General features: G+C 37.6%; 16 protein-coding genes and 1 riboswitch. Of the genes, 3 read left to right on the top strand and 13 right to left on the bottom strand.

Annotated elements, in window-relative coordinates; genetic code table 11:
• Nucleotides 1-98 precede the first annotated feature (98 nt).
• The gene (gene prsW / locus MUB24_RS00675; protein WP_244699862.1) at nt 99-785 is read right to left on the bottom strand and encodes a glutamic-type intramembrane protease PrsW; all 687 of its coding nucleotides are present in this window, start codon (nt 783-785) and stop codon (nt 99-101) included.
• 105 nt (nt 786-890) lie between these two features.
• Between prsW and MUB24_RS00670 the strand changes: the two genes are divergently transcribed.
• Entirely contained in the window at nt 891-1,892 is a 1,002-nt protein-coding gene (locus tag MUB24_RS00670; protein ID WP_244699859.1) for an asparaginase, read from the top strand.
• 50 nt (nt 1,893-1,942) lie between these two features.
• Here the strand turns inward: MUB24_RS00670 and MUB24_RS00665 are convergent, their stop codons facing one another.
• The 3 genes from MUB24_RS00665 to MUB24_RS00655 all read right to left on the bottom strand — a co-directional run bounded on the left by MUB24_RS00665 (nt 1,943) and on the right by MUB24_RS00655 (nt 4,547).
• Entirely contained in the window at nt 1,943-2,902 is a 960-nt protein-coding gene (locus MUB24_RS00665; RefSeq protein ID WP_244699854.1) for a YpdA family putative bacillithiol disulfide reductase, read from the bottom strand.
• Between the two features lie 137 nt (nt 2,903-3,039).
• The gene (locus MUB24_RS00660; RefSeq protein WP_244699851.1) at nt 3,040-3,612 is read right to left on the bottom strand and encodes an adaptor protein MecA; all 573 of its coding nucleotides are present in this window, start codon (nt 3,610-3,612) and stop codon (nt 3,040-3,042) included.
• A 170-nt stretch (nt 3,613-3,782) separates the two neighbouring features.
• Complete coding sequence (locus MUB24_RS00655) at nt 3,783-4,547, bottom strand: metallophosphoesterase (protein WP_244699849.1); 765 nt, start codon at nt 4,545-4,547, stop codon at nt 3,783-3,785.
• Nucleotides 4,548-4,967: 420 nt separating this feature from the next.
• On the opposite strand from MUB24_RS00655, the gene MUB24_RS00650 reads away from it, so the two are divergent.
• Complete coding sequence (locus tag MUB24_RS00650; RefSeq protein WP_244699847.1) at nt 4,968-5,336, top strand: YuzC family spore coat inner layer protein; 369 nt, start codon at nt 4,968-4,970, stop codon at nt 5,334-5,336.
• Nucleotides 5,337-5,507: 171 nt separating this feature from the next.
• On the opposite strand, the gene MUB24_RS00645 is transcribed toward MUB24_RS00650, so the two are convergent.
• From MUB24_RS00645 to MUB24_RS00620, 6 genes are all read right to left on the bottom strand, one after another.
• The gene (locus tag MUB24_RS00645; RefSeq protein ID WP_244699846.1) at nt 5,508-8,183 is read right to left on the bottom strand and encodes a DEAD/DEAH box helicase family protein; all 2,676 of its coding nucleotides are present in this window, start codon (nt 8,181-8,183) and stop codon (nt 5,508-5,510) included.
• Between the two features lie 255 nt (nt 8,184-8,438).
• On the bottom strand, nt 8,439-8,894 hold the full coding sequence (locus MUB24_RS00640) for a DUF2663 family protein (protein WP_244699844.1): 456 nt from the start codon (nt 8,892-8,894) through the stop codon (nt 8,439-8,441).
• 62 nt (nt 8,895-8,956) lie between these two features.
• Nucleotides 8,957-9,664 carry a LysM peptidoglycan-binding domain-containing protein gene (locus tag MUB24_RS00635; RefSeq protein WP_244699842.1) on the bottom strand — a complete coding sequence of 236 codons (708 nt, stop codon included), beginning with the start codon at nt 9,662-9,664 and terminating at the stop codon, nt 8,957-8,959.
• Nucleotides 9,661-10,260: a CPBP family intramembrane glutamic endopeptidase gene (locus MUB24_RS00630; RefSeq protein WP_244699840.1), complete on the bottom strand. Its 600-nt coding sequence runs from the start codon at nt 10,258-10,260 to the stop codon at nt 9,661-9,663. Before MUB24_RS00630 ends, MUB24_RS00635 begins: the two co-directional genes overlap by 4 nt.
• Nucleotides 10,261-10,266: 6 nt before the next feature.
• Nucleotides 10,267-11,721: a RecQ family ATP-dependent DNA helicase gene (locus MUB24_RS00625; protein WP_244699838.1), complete on the bottom strand. Its 1,455-nt coding sequence runs from the start codon at nt 11,719-11,721 to the stop codon at nt 10,267-10,269.
• Nucleotides 11,718-12,773 (bottom strand): YpbB family protein, encoded by a 1,056-nt coding sequence (locus MUB24_RS00620; protein ID WP_244699837.1) that lies wholly within the window; start codon nt 12,771-12,773, stop codon nt 11,718-11,720. The genes MUB24_RS00625 and MUB24_RS00620 overlap by 4 nt, the downstream gene beginning before the upstream one ends.
• Nucleotides 12,774-13,052: 279 nt before the next feature.
• Between MUB24_RS00620 and MUB24_RS00615 the strand changes: the two genes are divergently transcribed.
• On the top strand, nt 13,053-13,304 hold the full coding sequence (locus tag MUB24_RS00615; RefSeq protein ID WP_244699834.1) for a ferredoxin: 252 nt from the start codon (nt 13,053-13,055) through the stop codon (nt 13,302-13,304).
• 37 nt (nt 13,305-13,341) lie between these two features.
• On the opposite strand, the gene MUB24_RS00610 is transcribed toward MUB24_RS00615, so the two are convergent.
• The 3 genes from MUB24_RS00610 to MUB24_RS00600 all read right to left on the bottom strand — a co-directional run bounded on the left by MUB24_RS00610 (nt 13,342) and on the right by MUB24_RS00600 (nt 16,061).
• Entirely contained in the window at nt 13,342-13,923 is a 582-nt protein-coding gene (locus tag MUB24_RS00610; protein WP_280516813.1) for an ECF transporter S component, read from the bottom strand.
• A 209-nt stretch (nt 13,924-14,132) separates the two neighbouring features.
• Nucleotides 14,133-14,267: riboswitch (FMN riboswitch) on the bottom strand.
• A 58-nt stretch (nt 14,268-14,325) separates the two neighbouring features.
• The gene (locus MUB24_RS00605; protein ID WP_244699828.1) at nt 14,326-15,513 is read right to left on the bottom strand and encodes a hypothetical protein; all 1,188 of its coding nucleotides are present in this window, start codon (nt 15,511-15,513) and stop codon (nt 14,326-14,328) included.
• Nucleotides 15,513-16,061: an RNA polymerase sigma factor SigX gene (locus tag MUB24_RS00600; RefSeq protein ID WP_313898415.1), complete on the bottom strand. Its 549-nt coding sequence runs from the start codon at nt 16,059-16,061 to the stop codon at nt 15,513-15,515. The genes MUB24_RS00605 and MUB24_RS00600 overlap by 1 nt, the downstream gene beginning before the upstream one ends.
• Nucleotides 16,062-16,175 lie beyond the last annotated feature (114 nt).

Below are 16,175 nucleotides of genomic sequence, written 5' to 3'. Positions count from 1 at the left end.
TAGCCTCCAAAAATTGTTTTCCTAACCATATTGTCTTAAGAAAAAACCAATTTTATTCATAAAATTGATGCGTAAATAAAAAAGCCGCCATCCCTTAACTAGAATGCAGCTCGTTCTTCTTTATATTTATTTTGTAGATGTTTTTTGGATAATAAATGGGCATGTTTTACTTTTTTAAGACCGAGATACCAGAGGAATAACATAAAGGGAATCATATAATAAAGCCATCTTTTCCCAACAAGTATGGAATCATAGAATCCGTGTAAAATAAAGGGAATAAAGAAAGAATACAATAACCATAATTCCCGCTTTCCACCTATTCTAAATTTTGCCTTACCAAGATAATAGCCCATTAAGACGCCAAAGAGAGCATGACTTGAAACGGGAAGTAAGGCGCGTCCCATGGCAAATTCAATGCCGTTGCCAATTAAATAAAGAATATTTTCCACTGTAGCAAATCCTAATGACATGGAGGCACCATAGACAATTCCATCGTAAGGTTCATCAAAATCGGCATGGGGATAAATGGCCAAAAATAAAATAAACCATTTAAAAAACTCCTCTAGCAAGGCTGCCGAAATAAAGGAATGTACATATTCATTGATGAAAAAAAACTCCGTATTCATTACGTATTGCATAAACATAATCGGGAATGTTAAAATGGCGCCGAATAAAAACATTTTAAATACGTTCATAATAGGCTCTTGCCCATATTGATCGCGCAAATAAAAATAACTTATTAAGGCTAAACCTGGTGCAATCCCGGCAGATAATAGGCCTATCATAATCAGCACTCATTTCTTTCTGTTTCTTTCATGTTAACATGGAAGGGATCAATTGAAAATGATAAAATGATAAAACGATAAAAAGACGAAAAAGGTGAATTCTCATTGAAACAGATACTAGTTTTGCATACTGGAGGAACTATTTCTATGGAGGAGGATGCCCAATCAGGAGCCGTGTCTCCATCATCTGCTCATCCGCTATTAGACTTTTCCCATCAACTTAAAAATCTTGCCCATTTGATCACGAAGCAACCCTTTCATCTTCCTTCTCCCCATATCGAGCCAACGGATATGTTCAAACTGAAATCGATCATAGAAGGAGAATACCGCAATTCTTCCATCGATGGCGTTGTGATCACGCATGGTACAGACACTTTGGAAGAAACGGCTTATTTTCTTGATTTAACAGTAGAAGTGAAGATCCCGGTTGTGATGACAGGAGCCATGCGCTCTAGTAATGAGATTGGTTCAGATGGCTTATACAATTTTATTTCCGCTGTACGGGTGGCCTGTACGGAAGAAGCCAATGGGATGGGTGTTTTAGTGGTTTTAAATGATGAAATTCATACGGCAAAAAATGTAACGAAAACTCATGCCAGTAATGTTTCAACTTTTCAGAGTCCGCAGTATGGACCAATCGGAATTGTCACAAAACGGGAAATTCTGTTTCACCATAAACCACTCTATGTTGAAAAGTATCAACCTAATCGACTCAATAAACGAGTGGCCTTACTAAAGGCATATGCGGGAATGGATTCTGATCTATTTACAGCCATCCAGCAATTGAAGTATGACGGAGTTGTTATCGAGGCGCTTGGACAGGGAAATCTTCCTCCACACTGCTTAGATGGGCTCAAAAAATTACTCCAAGCAAATATCCCGGTTATTTTAGTTTCACGTTGTTATAAAGGTAGTGCACAAGATGTCTATGATTATGAAGGCGGCGGAAAGCAACTGAAAGAAATGGGTGTGATCTTCTGTAATGGCTTAAATGGCCAAAAAGCAAGGATAAAGCTTCTCATCGCCTTAACCAAAACAACCCATTTAGCGCAACTAGCCCAGCTTTTTCAACATCCAAACTACATAACGAAGTCTGGGGAACGCTGAACATTCTTCTCCCCAGACTAACTTTTTGAACATCCTCAAATAGAAGTAAATCATTTCTCCCTTATATAGGCAGCGATCAATCCACCGTGCAAACGTCCATTTTCAATAAAGATTTCATTCGCTTCATTTCCGGCTGCAAGGACACCGGCGATAAATAAATTCTCAATATTCGTTTCCATTGTTTCAGGATCAAAATGAGGTCTGCCTGTAACAGGATCAATTTCCACCCCCATTTCCCTAATAAAGGGATGATCTGGATGGTAGCCCGTCATCGCAAACACAAAATCATTTTTAATCTCTTTTATTTCTTCTCCTACTTGATAGCTTAGAGAGGTTGGTTTTATTTCGATCACATGAGCATTAAACTGCATCTCGATCTCCCCATTCTTTACTAAAGCTTGGAATTCAGGTAGAATCCAGGGCTTTACACTTGGGGAATAATCGCTGCCACGGTATAAACAGGTCACTCTTGCCCCTGCATTGTGAAGTTCCAAAGCTGCATCGACCGCTGAATTTTTCCCGCCGATGACCGCCACATCTGTATCAAAGTATGGATGACCCTCTTTAAAGTAATGAAAGACTTTATCGAGATCTTCACCTGGAATATCCATATAATTAGGATGATCATAATAACCAGTCGCAATGATCACATATTTTGCTTCATACGAATCTATCGATGTTTCCACTTTAAATAAACCATTTTCTTTTTTTACATGTAATACTGTTTCATAACGATGAATCCTTAAATCTTTTTGTTTTACGACTTCACGATAATATGTAAGGGCCTGATTTCTCTTTGGCTTTCGTTCCACTGTAATAAAGGGCACATCGCCAATCGCAAGCCTTTCACTTGAACTAAAAAAAGTTTGATGGGTAGGATAATGATATAAAGCATTGGCAATATTTCCTTTTTCAATGACAAGTGGATTTTTCCCCATATCTTTCAAAGCAATGGCAGCCGCTAATCCGCAAGGTCCGCCGCCAACAATAATACATTCTTCTTTTTGCATCCTCATACTCTCCTATTCTAAACACACAAAACCATCCTGTTACAAGCACTTACAGATGATTGTATACTGGCAATTGATCACAAAATCTCCCATCTATACATGATAGGAGATTTCAAAAATGAGTGCAAAGAATTTGATTAAAAATGTGCATTTAGCGTTTGTATCGCTGTTTTATCTATGATCAGCGTACCATATTCCTCTAAATAAGCCCATGTAACAGTACTACGTTCACCATATTCTTCTCCTAAAGCTAATATAGCCTCTTGCTTCATTCCACCTTTCATCATGACTAAGTAATAACGGTCCTTCAAAGCATATAAAGAACCTATACTGTGAAATCGCTCTACTTCGATTAATCTTTTAGCTAAAAAAATACAATCTTCAATATTGTCAAAAGAGAAAATGAGAAAATCTTGTTCCAATATAATTGCTGGTGCATGAATGCCGATCTTCGGATCGATCAAATCTTCTTCATCCAAAGTCAATATTAACACCAATTCATTATGGTTCATGGAATAAATTTCAACTGACATTGCTTCACAAGTCTCCAAATTATAAATACGGCTTGCCTCATCAAGCATTTCATCAAATAAAGCATCCCATACTAAAGGTTCTTTTAACATCTCTTCCTCAGTAAATCCCTTAATGGTTAGTTCATCAATTGAAATGGAGTATTTAATTTGATTTAACGCTATGCGCTCCAGCCTCATGAAACCGCCCCCTGAAGTTGCTCTTACCTGACATGATATGTAACTTCAAACAGAGTGTGCGGAAGCGCATTTGCATGCTTGCGATTTTATGCTTTTTCCTAAGTCTCCCATGAGAATCAATAGAAGTAATTTAATTGCTACATCAATAAGCAACTATTTGAAGCACCTGTTCAGCCTTTTCTTAAAATTAATACATGTGTTTCCGGTTTTGCACCTAACCGAAGTGGTAATAATGATGTGCCATAGCCATTGCTGACTAAAAGGGTGATACCATTCCGTTCCCTAATACTTCCTTTCCGATATAACCCAAATCCGAAGACACGGATTTGTCCCCCATGAGTATGGCCACTTAAAATTAAAGAAATATGATGGTCTTCTGGAAGCATCCCCATTATGCCCGGATTATGGCTAATCATAATTTGGAACATATCTTTATTTACATGATCAAAAATAGATCCAATCGGTGGCAATTCCTGTGTGGTGATATCATCTACTCCAATAAAAACCAATTGTTCATCTTCCAGCTCATACAAGTTATTTTTTAATTCCTTTACATGATGTTTAGCAAATAGTTCCCGGATTCGACTTTCATCTTGTTCATAATCATTGTTTCCCCAAACAAATAAAACCGGTGCAATTTTACTTAATTTAGACAAATTTTCATCCATCCTTGAATACGGTACACCTTTTTCAGTCAAATCGCCGCCAATCACAATCCAATCAGGTTTCCCTTTTATTTCCCTAATCATATTATCTGAGACTTTTCTACGATGAATATCAGATATGAAAAAAATCACACGTCCATCTAATTGATTGGGAAGATGTTCGAATGGAAGTTCTTCGGTGACTATATTGTCCTCAAAAGCATTTCTCACCATGAAAATCGTGAGTCCAATGATACCTATTAAGGTGAAACTGATCCATAATAAGCCCAAGAAAATCCCCCATTCACCTTTTTACTTTTATCATATCATTTTTACCTGCCTATCATCACATAATGTCCAAAAAAAGACGGGAATATAGACAAGAACACGCCTATACAATGGAGTCCTGTTGAAAAACAAGACCTTGTGGTCACATTTATTTATCACCCTCAATATGTAAAAAGTAAATCCGCCCGCCAGCAAAACGTTGAAATGTGGGCAAATGTTGATAAAGAGATGGCATGCCTTTTTGCCGACAATCTTGGTGTAGATCGTTTGGAAACGAACATAACAATCGATTTTATAGATGTTATACATTTTTTAAGGCAGTAATCCCCACAGGATTACTGCCTATTATGATCGGATTGATGAACGTAAACCCTGATTTCCCATATATTACATAATAAGATTATGATTAGGGAGAGGATGATTTTGTATTACGTTCCATACACATATTGGATGTATTCACCATATCTGCCAAACAATCAGGTACCTTTCTGGATTAGGCAATACCCAGCAATAAAGACGGAAAAACTACATCAATCCGCACAAAAAATTCAGGCACTCATGAGTCAAGCAAGTCTATTAGTCAATAAAATACATTCTTCCTCTACATTTGCCCATGAATTAATGGATGCAGCACAAAAATCAAACGAAAAAAAGGTGAATGAACTTATCCGTTCAACTGGCCTTTCTATTCCATTTAAAAGCCGGTTTAATCCGGATGGCATTGTTTTTGAGTTGACCAACTCGGAAAACGGAAAAGGCTGCTGTACTTTACATATTGCTTTGCAATGGTAAAGGATAGTGGCGCTTTCGGGTTGGATTGCTGAACTTCCGGTGTGAATTGCTGAACTTCCGGGTTGAATTGCTGAACTTTTGCCGAGAATTGCTGAACTTTGGCTTGGATTGCTGAACTTCCGGACGAATTGCTGAACTTTTCTCATCCAAAGTTATGCAGATAATCCGGGATTAGCGCCATTCACTAATTCTTTCGGATTTTTTCACAAAAATGGCAGACATCGCCTTCATCCTAGCTGTTAGAAGCGATCTCCTCCCTTCAGGAGTACGTGTATAAATAATTTCTGCCTTTCCAATTCGCTTCTGCCACTCTTTTAAAAAGAAATCAACATATTCTTTTTTGCGCCCGATTTCTTCCGGTATCGCATGATAATCTTGACGTTTAAACCAACGTTTTCCCGATTGCCTGAATAACAGATATTTGGGATTTTCGATTGGATCCATTAACTCTTGCAAGGCTTGCAAAAATATTTTTTGCTCATGTGTTGTTCCTGTCTCTATCCAACAGGTAATAAAACCAATTCCATTTTTTTCTGCATAAATTTGATTATGCTTTAATTTCGTCTTGACGAGACCTATTTGATAAAGTGTTTGGTAGACAACCTCTCCAACCTGAACCATATTTTTTTCAATGGTAGGATTTCGCAAAAATCCTTTTGCTGCCTTATATAAATAGGGAAAAGAAAATATCACACCAAGTCCCAAACCTAATACAACACGAGCCCGCATATCGACGTCACCAGTCTTGGAGGGCTCCTCCAATGCCGAATAAAAAACTTGAACAAAAATCATGAAACCAATCACGATCATCGATTTTAATGTGTTCTGAAAAACAAACGGACGCGGGATGCTTTTTTGATCAGCAGACATCACTTCTTTTTTCTCACTTCCTATTTCCACAGCCTTCTGCCAACGAGCAAATAGTTCATTCTTTTTCGCCCGTTGGAACATCCGTTCATTTTCCCGCTTGATTCCTTCCTGTGAAAACGGTGGTGGAAGCAACTGCATTCGTTCAATCCCCGTACAGATTTTATCTTTCGTAGCATGTAATCCCATTAATGATCGAAAACGTCGAGTCAAAGATAGGAAATCATGTCCTCCATCTTGTTCTTCAAAATCCACACAAACAAGATGCCAAATATTAGCTGTTTTATCAGGGTTTCCTTTTTCAGTCCGAATGGCTCTTCCGCGCATTTGATTGGATAACATAAAGGTTCCCACATAAGAGGCAATAATAAGTGCATTGATGCTTGGCGCATCCCATCCTTCTCCTAACAAGGCGGTCGTACCAACTAGACACTGAATGCCTCCTTCTGAGAATACATTAGTCATCACACTCACCATTCTTTGACGAGATGTTGTCGCCCATTTAATCATCGTATATTGCGGATCATGGGGTAAAACTTGCGTCGAATAATCCAATCCTTGCCTTTTTGCATGTTTTTCTAGAATGGACAAGGAGGAAATGGATAAAATAACGACAGAACCCGTTAACACTCCTAGTCGCAAATCATTCCCATATTCCCTTCGTAAATGTTCAAAAATCGGAATAACCCCTAAACGCATGATTGGCTTCTCATCACCGGCTTGTTTCGGTAAATCTTGGAGATGGATGTAATCAGCTAAAATAACAAGCCTTAAATTCTCCTGTAACTGATTGGCTTCAAAAGAAACAATTTGATTTATACTTGTTAATTTTGAGGTGCTGCGGATTAAGGATTGCTTCATTGCTGTCGTCGAACGAAGCAACACCTTTCTTCTCTCGATGGCCCCCATTCTGGATAAATCGTTATATAGCTTGTTTCGTTCCTCCCCTTCTTGAAAATATTCATCCTGAAAAAGAACCCCTGTCAATAATTCTTCCAGCCATTCTAAAGTAAGCGAAGGAAGATTCTTTTTACCTGGATAGAGTGTTTGTAAAGACGTGTTCCACTCTTCACTTTCAACCTCTTTTAAAAAAATCAACATACTCGAATAAAAGGCAGGACGCGATAAAATCTCAGTAATATAGCTTGATGTTGCTGTTATCCAAGGGTGATTTTCTAATTGTTTAATAAAGGCTTGATTTTGGACCATTTTATGACGGAAATTGGAAACAGCTTGGTGGAATATTTTGATCGGAGCTGCCTCTTTCGTGGATGGCGCCGAAAAATAAATATAATCTTGATGTGGGCATAATTCTTGTTCCCGGACAAGTTCCGAGACAGTAATTTCCGCATCAATGGGGCCACATAGCTTCATATATTTTTCCCATTCATGTAACCCAGTGTCATAAGGAGGCGTTGCGGTCAAGGCAACGATCGCAGGTTCCCCTAAATGATCGCGAAAATCAATCGTACTTTGCCACCAAGCTGTTCGTAAATGGTGAGCCTCATCTAAAATGAACGTACCGAATGGATATGATTTTAACCGCGTAATCGCTTCGTCTTTCGTTTCTGAGGCATTTTTAAGCTCGTTCTCTCCCCCATCATCTCCCCCTTCTTCCCCTATTTCTTCCCCCACTTTCTTAGAAAAAAAACTATGTAAAGCCTGATAAGTTGTAATCGTCACAAATGCAGGCTGATAAATATCCATTGAAACCCAATCAGGACGCTCCCTCGATTGTAAAAATAATTCAACAAAACGCTCAGCCCATTGATTACGAATAGCAACAGTAGGAGCAACAATCAATGTCGGCTTATTTAAGCGCAACATGACTTCCAGCCCCAAAACAGTTTTACCAGAGCCAGGCGGGGCGACAAGATGTAAATGTTTATTACTTAAATGCCTATCAAGCTCATCTAAGATTCTTGCCTGATAAGAACGCCATTCATAACAGAAACGAATGTTTTCCGGAAATGACATCATGAAAAAAATCCTTTCTTCCCTTAATAATATGGATTTACGTATAAGTAAAATGAAAGTTTCAAAGAGATGTAAAAACATCCCACCTTTTCACTCTAAAAATGAGATGGGATGTTTAGCTGTGGATGTTTAAAAGGTGAAAACAGGCAAGATGGACTTATTAGTGAAGCAATGTCCTAAAAATATAGCCAAATTTTCAGTTTAGTAGAAGTTACTTTACTTTGACGATAAAACAAGTAATCATCCTTAAAGAAATGATCACTTGCTTTGATGGTATAAATTAATATCGTATTTATTCTTCATTTGTTCATATACTTTATGTCTTTCGCCCCATCGGTCCCCCTTCCATAAATCTCCACTTTTATCAATGACCTCACATCTTAGCGTATGAAATTCCTGCTCACTTTTCTGCATTTTTTCAAAAGTAATTTTTACAGCGCCGAATAAAGCAGCTGCGATCAACATGAAATAGATAAATTTACTTTGCTGCAAAAATATTGAAATAAGGTCTAACATAGATGATTGATGAGGAATCACGGTTGTATGAAAAATAAAATAAAAGATGACCAAACTAAAAAGCAAGGCACCAGTTAGTAGAAAAAAATGTAATTGCTTGTAGTGATTGAGCTTTTTTTTCCGATCGATTAAGTTTTGTAAGATTCGCTTTGTGATCGGATCCATCTTCTCGATTTCATCCAGCAAAAACGACTTCATCGTACTTCCCTCCACATATTGCTTTATACAAATTTATGTGGAGGAAAGTTATTCTATGTCCATTACGGTTTTGGTATTTTTAATTTTTGTCCAGCAGCAATTTCATTCCCTGATATGCCATTTGCCTGACGAATTTTTTCAATCCCAGCTTGACTTTGATAATAATTCATAGCAATTTGAAAAAGGGTCTCTCCTTTTTGGACTGTGTGATATACTACCTTCTCATCTTGAACAGAAGTGTGATCCTCAATTGGAGCTTTTTTCGACTCTATTTCTTTTTTCGACTCTATTTCCTTATTCGTATTTTCTTCTTTCTCTTTATTGTCTTCTTTCACTATTTTTTCCGCTGCCTTTTCATTTTCCTTTTTCTTTTCCTCATGTTTTGATTGCTTTTCGTTTTCCTGTTCTTTCTTCTGTTTATTTATTTCGTCTGTCTTTTCAACTTTCTCTTTTTTATTCTCATTTTTCTCTTTCTCTTCCTCTTGCTTTTTATCATCCCCAGTGGATTCGCCACCCACGCTCGTATGAATCGTATCCGTTGTTTCATCAAAAGATATTTCTTCCCCAGAATGCCCCGTTGGTTTCGTACTGGGTAATTTATCTTTATTGGCATAAACCATCATTGTAATAGGCATTAACAATAATAGAATGACCAAAACAGTCGGAATAGAAGTCTTCAAGTTTTTTTGGTTTGTTTTATTTTTTCTGCTGTGTACTTCTGCTCTGGAAGGAAGTTCGGCTTTTGTTCTCTTGTTTTTTTGTTCAGTCATACTTCATCCCCCACTTTTCGTTTAGCTTTTAGACGAATGGATAGCCCTAATAAAAAATCAATCATAAAATGCATCCATACAACCGGCCATAAAATTTTTCCAGACCACTCAAAAATCAAGCCGATCCAAATACTTAGGAATAAAATATTGAGGATAAGATACCAATGGGCCCAATATCTCATATGAATAGCCGAAAAAATAATGCTTGCTGGAATTAAACCAAATTTTGTTTGAATGATTCCACGGAATAACCACTCTTCTGCTACTGCAATGATGAAAACAAGCCCAATTATTTTCATGAACGTCAGCTTAGAAAATATTTTTTCGTTGATTCCACCGTCATCATAATAATGCCGGGGAAGCCGCTGCATGAAGAATAGGTCTAGACTTGCTACGATCAAACCACTTAAAATTCCAATGAAGACCCAGGTAGAGTCCCATTGAAATAAAGTCAAAAAGGAATGCCAATCTTTAAAGAAGACAAGACTTAAAATGGTTGCCAGCGCAAGCAATATAATCTGTGTAAATAAAACACTCCAGATGATCTCTTTCTCTGTTAAACTCTTGATCCATTCCGCTTTCTTTTTACGATTCATGTCCAATCACTTTTCTATTAGTATTTTTCGCAATCTCCATTCCCATGACTCCCTTTTCACTTCATGATCTTCCACATTATCCGCAAAATAATGACTTAATTCTAACTGACAAAGATCGCAGCATTGTTCTGGAGATTGCTTATAGGATTCCTGAAAATAGATTAATGCTTTTTTCCTCCTGCATTCTTTAGTATGAATCCAATTGGACATTTCCCACACTTTTTTCAGTTTTATTTCTTGCCGAATTTTTCTCATTTCTATAACTTTACCCGCTATTGCTTGTTTATCACGGAAATCATTAGAATAATAGTCAAGATAGCGAAGCTGAGTTTCCGTTAATTTTAAATCTTCGACAATTTTTAATTTGTTTTTAGTAGCGGATAAATTGTAATAAGCGTTTATTTGCCATTCTTCAGGAAGTTCTTGTTCAATCAGCCGAATAGGCAGCATTTCGTCTCCAGTTGAATAAAGAAGAAGGGCAATACTATCCTTCCCATCTCTGCCCGCTCGACCAATTTCCTGTATATAGGATTCCATTTGTCCCGGCATATGATAATGAATGACGAAACGAATGTTTTTTTTATTGATTCCCATCCCAAAAGCACTTGTTGCACAAATGACCTCTAATTGACCATATAAAAATTGCTGCTGGATTAGAATGCGTTGCTCCTGATTCATACCACCATGATATGCCGCAACATTCTTTACTCCATTCAGGCGGAGAAATTCCGCAAATTCCTCTGTTAGACGCTTACTAGAAAAATAGATAATCCCTGGCTTTTTAAATTGTGGGACAAGTTCTAGAAGCCTCTCCTTTTTTTGAAGGTGGTGATCATATTTTTCAACAACCATACTAATATTGCGGCGATCAATCGAATAAACAAATTCTTTCGGGTTTTTAAATTGCAAAGATTCCTTAATATCTTCACGCACCTCGGGTTGGGCAGTGGCTGTTAAGGCAAGGACTGGTGGGTTGCCTATCCAAACACGCATCTTTCCCAAATTTAAATAGTCTGGGCGGAAGTCATAACCCCATTGGGAAATACAATGGGCCTCATCAATGACAAATAGAGCGATTTTCATTTTTTTCAATTTGTTTAAAATGGTCTCCATTCGAAGCATTTCAGGTGATACATAAATAAAGCGATACTGATGTAAATGACGTAATGTTTGTTCTCTCACCTTTCCGTTTAAAAAGGAATTTAACGCCACAACCCTTCGTTCACCTAATATTCTCAATTGCTCGACCTGATCCTGCATTAATGAAATCAAAGGAGAGACGACGATAACCGCCCCCTCCAGGAGATAGGCGGGTAATTGATAACATAAAGATTTACCCGTGCCTGTAGGTAGCATCGCCAGCACATCATCTCCATTTAAAACAGCCTCAATGGTTTCCTCTTGACCTTGATTAAAAGAGTCATAGCCGAATACTTTCTGTAGAATTTCGTCCTTCGTCATTCTTCTCCTCCTAACCTTGCAAGGGCAAGACGGATTTGAAAATAAGAAGAAGCCCCTATTTTTTCTTTAATGGGTTTCAATTTTTTGACCTTTAACTGTTTTGCTGTAGATAAAATTTCGTTTACCAGTTGTTCGTCAATAAAGGGTTCAATCGAAAATGTAAGATCATTCATTGCGATTTCGATAATATGGTCTTCAATCGTACTCTGTTTTAAATGTCGTCTGGATGCTACTTCTTCCACTGATAAATTTGCGGCCAATAATTCGGCCGTTCTCTGTGCTGTTTTTGTTAATGGGAATTTTTGGTATAAATCAGCGATAATGGAATGCATTACTCGAAATTTTTGCGGATCTTTCATGATCGTTTGCAACCAATAATGAAGACCATTTAAAAAGCGAAAATGATATTCAGTTTGCTCGACATGTAAATATTCGGCTGTTTGTTTATCTGTCCAACCAATCATTTGATAGCCACTTAACCTCCAAATCACTGTAACAGGATCTTCAGGGAATGGAGGTCTTAATAAAGCTTGAAGCTCCTCATATAAACGGAAGGATAAATCTGTTCTGTTTATTTTATTTTCCAATACATAGTTCTTTACCCAGAGATGGATTTCAGGATCCCTATTGACTGGATGATACCGCTTGTCTGCATGATTTAAATGCGATAAGGCTTGGACGAGTAGGGTTAGTCGATTCCACATTTGGATTGTCGCATCTTGATACTTTAAGCCATGTAAGTATTTTAGGACTGGAATTTTCTCAAAATACTCTGTATAAGTCTTGATTCCTTTTTCAGTTATGTGAGCGGTAAAGGTTCTACTATCGTAATCTAAGTCATTCTGCTCGATTAAATATTGAATATAGCGATTAAATCGGGAACGGTTTATGTCTGGCATTGTTTTAAAAAAAGGTGCCAAATGGAACAGGTGAGCGTCCTGAAGAGTCTGTGATGATTTTTTTCCTGCTAACAAATGGTAAATGGAATAAATGGTTCTCTCTCCATTTATTTTCCGCAAACATTTTAATAGGAGTGCATGTAAAAAAGTCATCTGATAACTCCCCTTCTACCCATTCTTACAATATTTTACCATGAATAAGGAAATTCGACTATATCAATGTCATTCTATAATCATTCGACAAAATGGGAGGTCACTTAAGATATTAGAAGAATGTGAAAGATTCCCACTTATTTATTCTACGCTGGTCTAAAACGAGCTATGTTGCATTCCTGCAATATTCTTCTAATCATTGAAAAGGTGATGAACTAGCTATAAAATAATATGGAAGCAATTTTTCATTTTAAATATGTATGGATGGAGGGAGTATTTGTGCCGAAGTATACGATTGTAGATCAAGATACTTGTATTGCCTGTGGGGCATGTGGCTTATCGGCACCTGATATATATGATTATGATGACGAAGGATTGGCCTATGTTATTCTTGATGACAATACGGGAACGGAAGCCGTTCCTGATATATTGGAAGATGATGTAATCGATGCTTTTGAAGGCTGTCCGACGGAATCAATAAAGATAGCTGAACAACCTTTTGATGGAGATCCTTTCAAATATGGGGAATAATGGAAACGGAGATGCGTCATTCGCATCTCCGTTTCCATTAAGCTTTTTTATACGCAGCCTGTTTGTTCAGCCAGTTGCTTAATCGCTTATACACCAGTAAAAATACAGCTGCTACAATCAGACCTTTTATAATATTAAATGGTAAAACGGATAGGACCACTATTTTTCGTAAAGCGACCGTGCTCATTGGTTCCCAGCCACCGAAAGCAATATAGGCTGGCAGGATGGCAATATAATTTAAAATACTCATGAACACAGCCATAAACAAAGTACCAATCGTAAGAGATACCATTAAGCCCCATTTGGCTTTTAATTGCTTATACACGATATACGTTGGTAAAATAAACAAAACTCCTGCAATGAAATTAGACATGTTCCCAATTGGGATACCAGTAGGACTACCTGAAGTCAAATAATCTAAAATATTTTTAAATAACTCTACCAAAATTCCTGCCGTTGGGCCTAAAATTAAAGCAGCAATCAGTGCGGGGATATCACTGAAATCAACTGTTAAGTATGGTGGAAATGGCGGAATCGGAAATTTGATTAGCATGAAAATAAACGCCAAACTACTGAGCATTCCAATGATAACAAACGATCTGACACTTAAATTTTTCAATATCCTCTCTCCTTGGAGATTCATTCCTCGATGAAGAAAGGTTTGCCTTGAAGCGCTCCAAAATAAAAACCCTCAAAGAAAAAACTTTGAGGGAGAATAATCGGATGCTTAAATAGACGTTTAAACTGGAGCAGTACACAAACCTCATAACAACGAAAAGTCCCCTAGTTATAAGTTCATATACCGCCTTTGTTTAAACACAAGGCAACCTCCATCTTCTCCCATCCAGACTATACTGTCGGCTTTGGAATCTCACCAAATCCTGCTTCAAAGAAGCTCGCGGGCTTAGAAACTTTCGCATCCTTACCGCCGGTCGGGAATTTCACCACGCCCCGAAGATGAATCATATTTTATTTTCAAATTCATTATACAATAACGATCTTGATTTGTGAAGAGAAGAGCTTATCGTAAAACATTGGGCGCAACAGGGATTTGAATGGGTTGATCAAAACGGAAGCCTTGCCAATGCTCCGACTCGATATTATCAAACTGCACGGATTGAAAACCAAAATCCTTAGCCGCTAGTAAAATCCCCTCAATCATCCACATATTTTCTTGCTGATCGCCTTCTACAAGATTAAGTGGCTGCTCAAATTGAACCGTGACCATTTCATTGTCCTCTTGAACAACTTCAGGTTGAATGCCATTTGGAATAAGTGATTGTCGAAAACCATCGGGGGCTTTTTTCATCCTTTGAATGGCTTCATCGAGATTTTCAGAAGAAGTATGATCTGCGACAATAAAAGGCTCCCCATTTGAAGTCTCATAAAGAAACTGTGCTTTATGCTGCTGCTTTTCAATCGTTTGATCTTGTTTTATCCCGGAATTACCAAATTCTACAGGCTGGCCATTTTCATCTGTAAATGAGACATAATCGATATCCGTATATTGGAATAGACTTTGAATAAAATCATCCAATCCATCTTGATAATGAAAATTCTTTCTAAAATCTTTATCCATAATCACTCGTGCCGTTGTTGTATCCTCAATAACGACAGAATCTAACAATGGATCAATATTGATTAAGCCAGTGGATTTTTCCTGCATCTCCTTAGCCGCTTCTTTATATTGCTCCAGCCATGATGATTCATCCTCATGTTTAGGTACAAGTAAACTAACGGATACGGGAATTAATCCTTCATCATTGGTGAGACTCCCATAAGTAAATACTTCATCCTTCTTGAGATCCTCACTATACACTGCCGTTTTTAAAGAACGTGTTTGCTTTCTAACTTCATTTGCTTGCATCGTATCGGCATCCGATTTCTCTTCCGGTTGAGCCGATCTACGAACCTGGGAAGAAGAGCTTTCAGGCTGATGATCAGCTAATTGTGATTCCTCTTGTTTATTAGCACTTCGTTCAAATGGAAATGGACCCAACAAGACAGGTGATACAAGTATAAAGATCAACAGGACAGCGATAGAAGATAATGTAGGGATTAGGACACGCCTTTTTGACTTTTTAGGCTTTTCTTGAATTGCTCTCTTCATATTACGATAGATCTCTTCTTTCGACCGATGATCTGTCACTTCTGGAAGTTGCTTCAGTAATTGTAAAATTTTCTTATCATGATGATTAGCTTGAGGCATTAGGCGAACCTCCTCTTTAAATACGTTTCCATTTTTCCCCTTAATGCTTTAATTGCACGGTGTTGGGTCGTTTTCACTTTACTTTCCGACCAATTCAACGCCTGAGCTGTTTCCATCACAGAAAAATCATTGATATAGCGCATAATGATGACAAGTTTGTGGTTGGTTGAACACATTCCTAAGCAATGAAATAACACTTCTACATTCTCATTTTGAATCGTGATGTCTTCCGGCAATGGGGCCGCATCTTTAATCCCTCCACGATCCCAATCAAATTTATCGTATATCCGCTCTCTCCAATTTTTCTGTTTTCGAAAATGATCAATGGCTACATTTTTCGCAATGGAAAAAAGCCAAGTTTTTTCTGTACTCTCTCCTTTAAAATAACGATAAGATTTCATCACTCGAATATACACTTCTTGGACCAAATCCTCCGCTTCCTCGCGATTTTTCACCATATAGAATAAAAATTGAAAAAGATCCCTGTGGTACTTGCGATACAATTCATCAAACACGGAGTCCATTGATTCCCCTCCCCCGCTATCAATTAGTCGTTTTATCTCAAAAATAGTTACACTTTTTGAGCATTTTAAATTTTCCCATTTTTAGAATAAAATAAATAAACGGACTGAACAACCCTTTTAAGTTATTCAGTCCGTCGT

It is taken from the genome of Lederbergia sp. NSJ-179, assembly GCF_022867885.1.
Lineage (GTDB): Bacteria > Bacillota > Bacilli > Bacillales > Bacillaceae_C > Lederbergia.
Note: the sequence above shows the minus strand (reverse complement) of the source record. Positions and strands in the feature narration are given on the sequence as shown.

Coding starts and splice junctions, on each gene's coding strand:
- MUB24_RS00660 (WP_244699851.1), bottom strand. CDS start 3,612: ATGAGGCTGGAGCGCATAGCGTTAAATCAAATTAAATACTCCATTTCA.
- MUB24_RS00665 (WP_244699854.1), bottom strand. CDS start 2,902: ATGCAAAAAGAAGAATGTATTATTGTTGGCGGCGGACCTTGCGGATTA.
- MUB24_RS00630 (WP_244699840.1), bottom strand. CDS start 10,260: ATGAATCGTAAAAAGAAAGCGGAATGGATCAAGAGTTTAACAGAGAAA.
- MUB24_RS00620 (WP_244699837.1), bottom strand. CDS start 12,773: ATGACTTTTTTACATGCACTCCTATTAAAATGTTTGCGGAAAATAAAT.
- MUB24_RS00635 (WP_244699842.1), bottom strand. CDS start 9,664: ATGACTGAACAAAAAAACAAGAGAACAAAAGCCGAACTTCCTTCCAGA.
- MUB24_RS00605 (WP_244699828.1), bottom strand. CDS start 15,513: ATGCCTCAAGCTAATCATCATGATAAGAAAATTTTACAATTACTGAAG.
- prsW (WP_244699862.1), bottom strand. CDS start 785: ATGATAGGCCTATTATCTGCCGGGATTGCACCAGGTTTAGCCTTAATA.
- MUB24_RS00625 (WP_244699838.1), bottom strand. CDS start 11,721: ATGACGAAGGACGAAATTCTACAGAAAGTATTCGGCTATGACTCTTTT.
- MUB24_RS00645 (WP_244699846.1), bottom strand. CDS start 8,183: ATGATGTCATTTCCGGAAAACATTCGTTTCTGTTATGAATGGCGTTCT.
- MUB24_RS00640 (WP_244699844.1), bottom strand. CDS start 8,894: ATGAAGTCGTTTTTGCTGGATGAAATCGAGAAGATGGATCCGATCACA.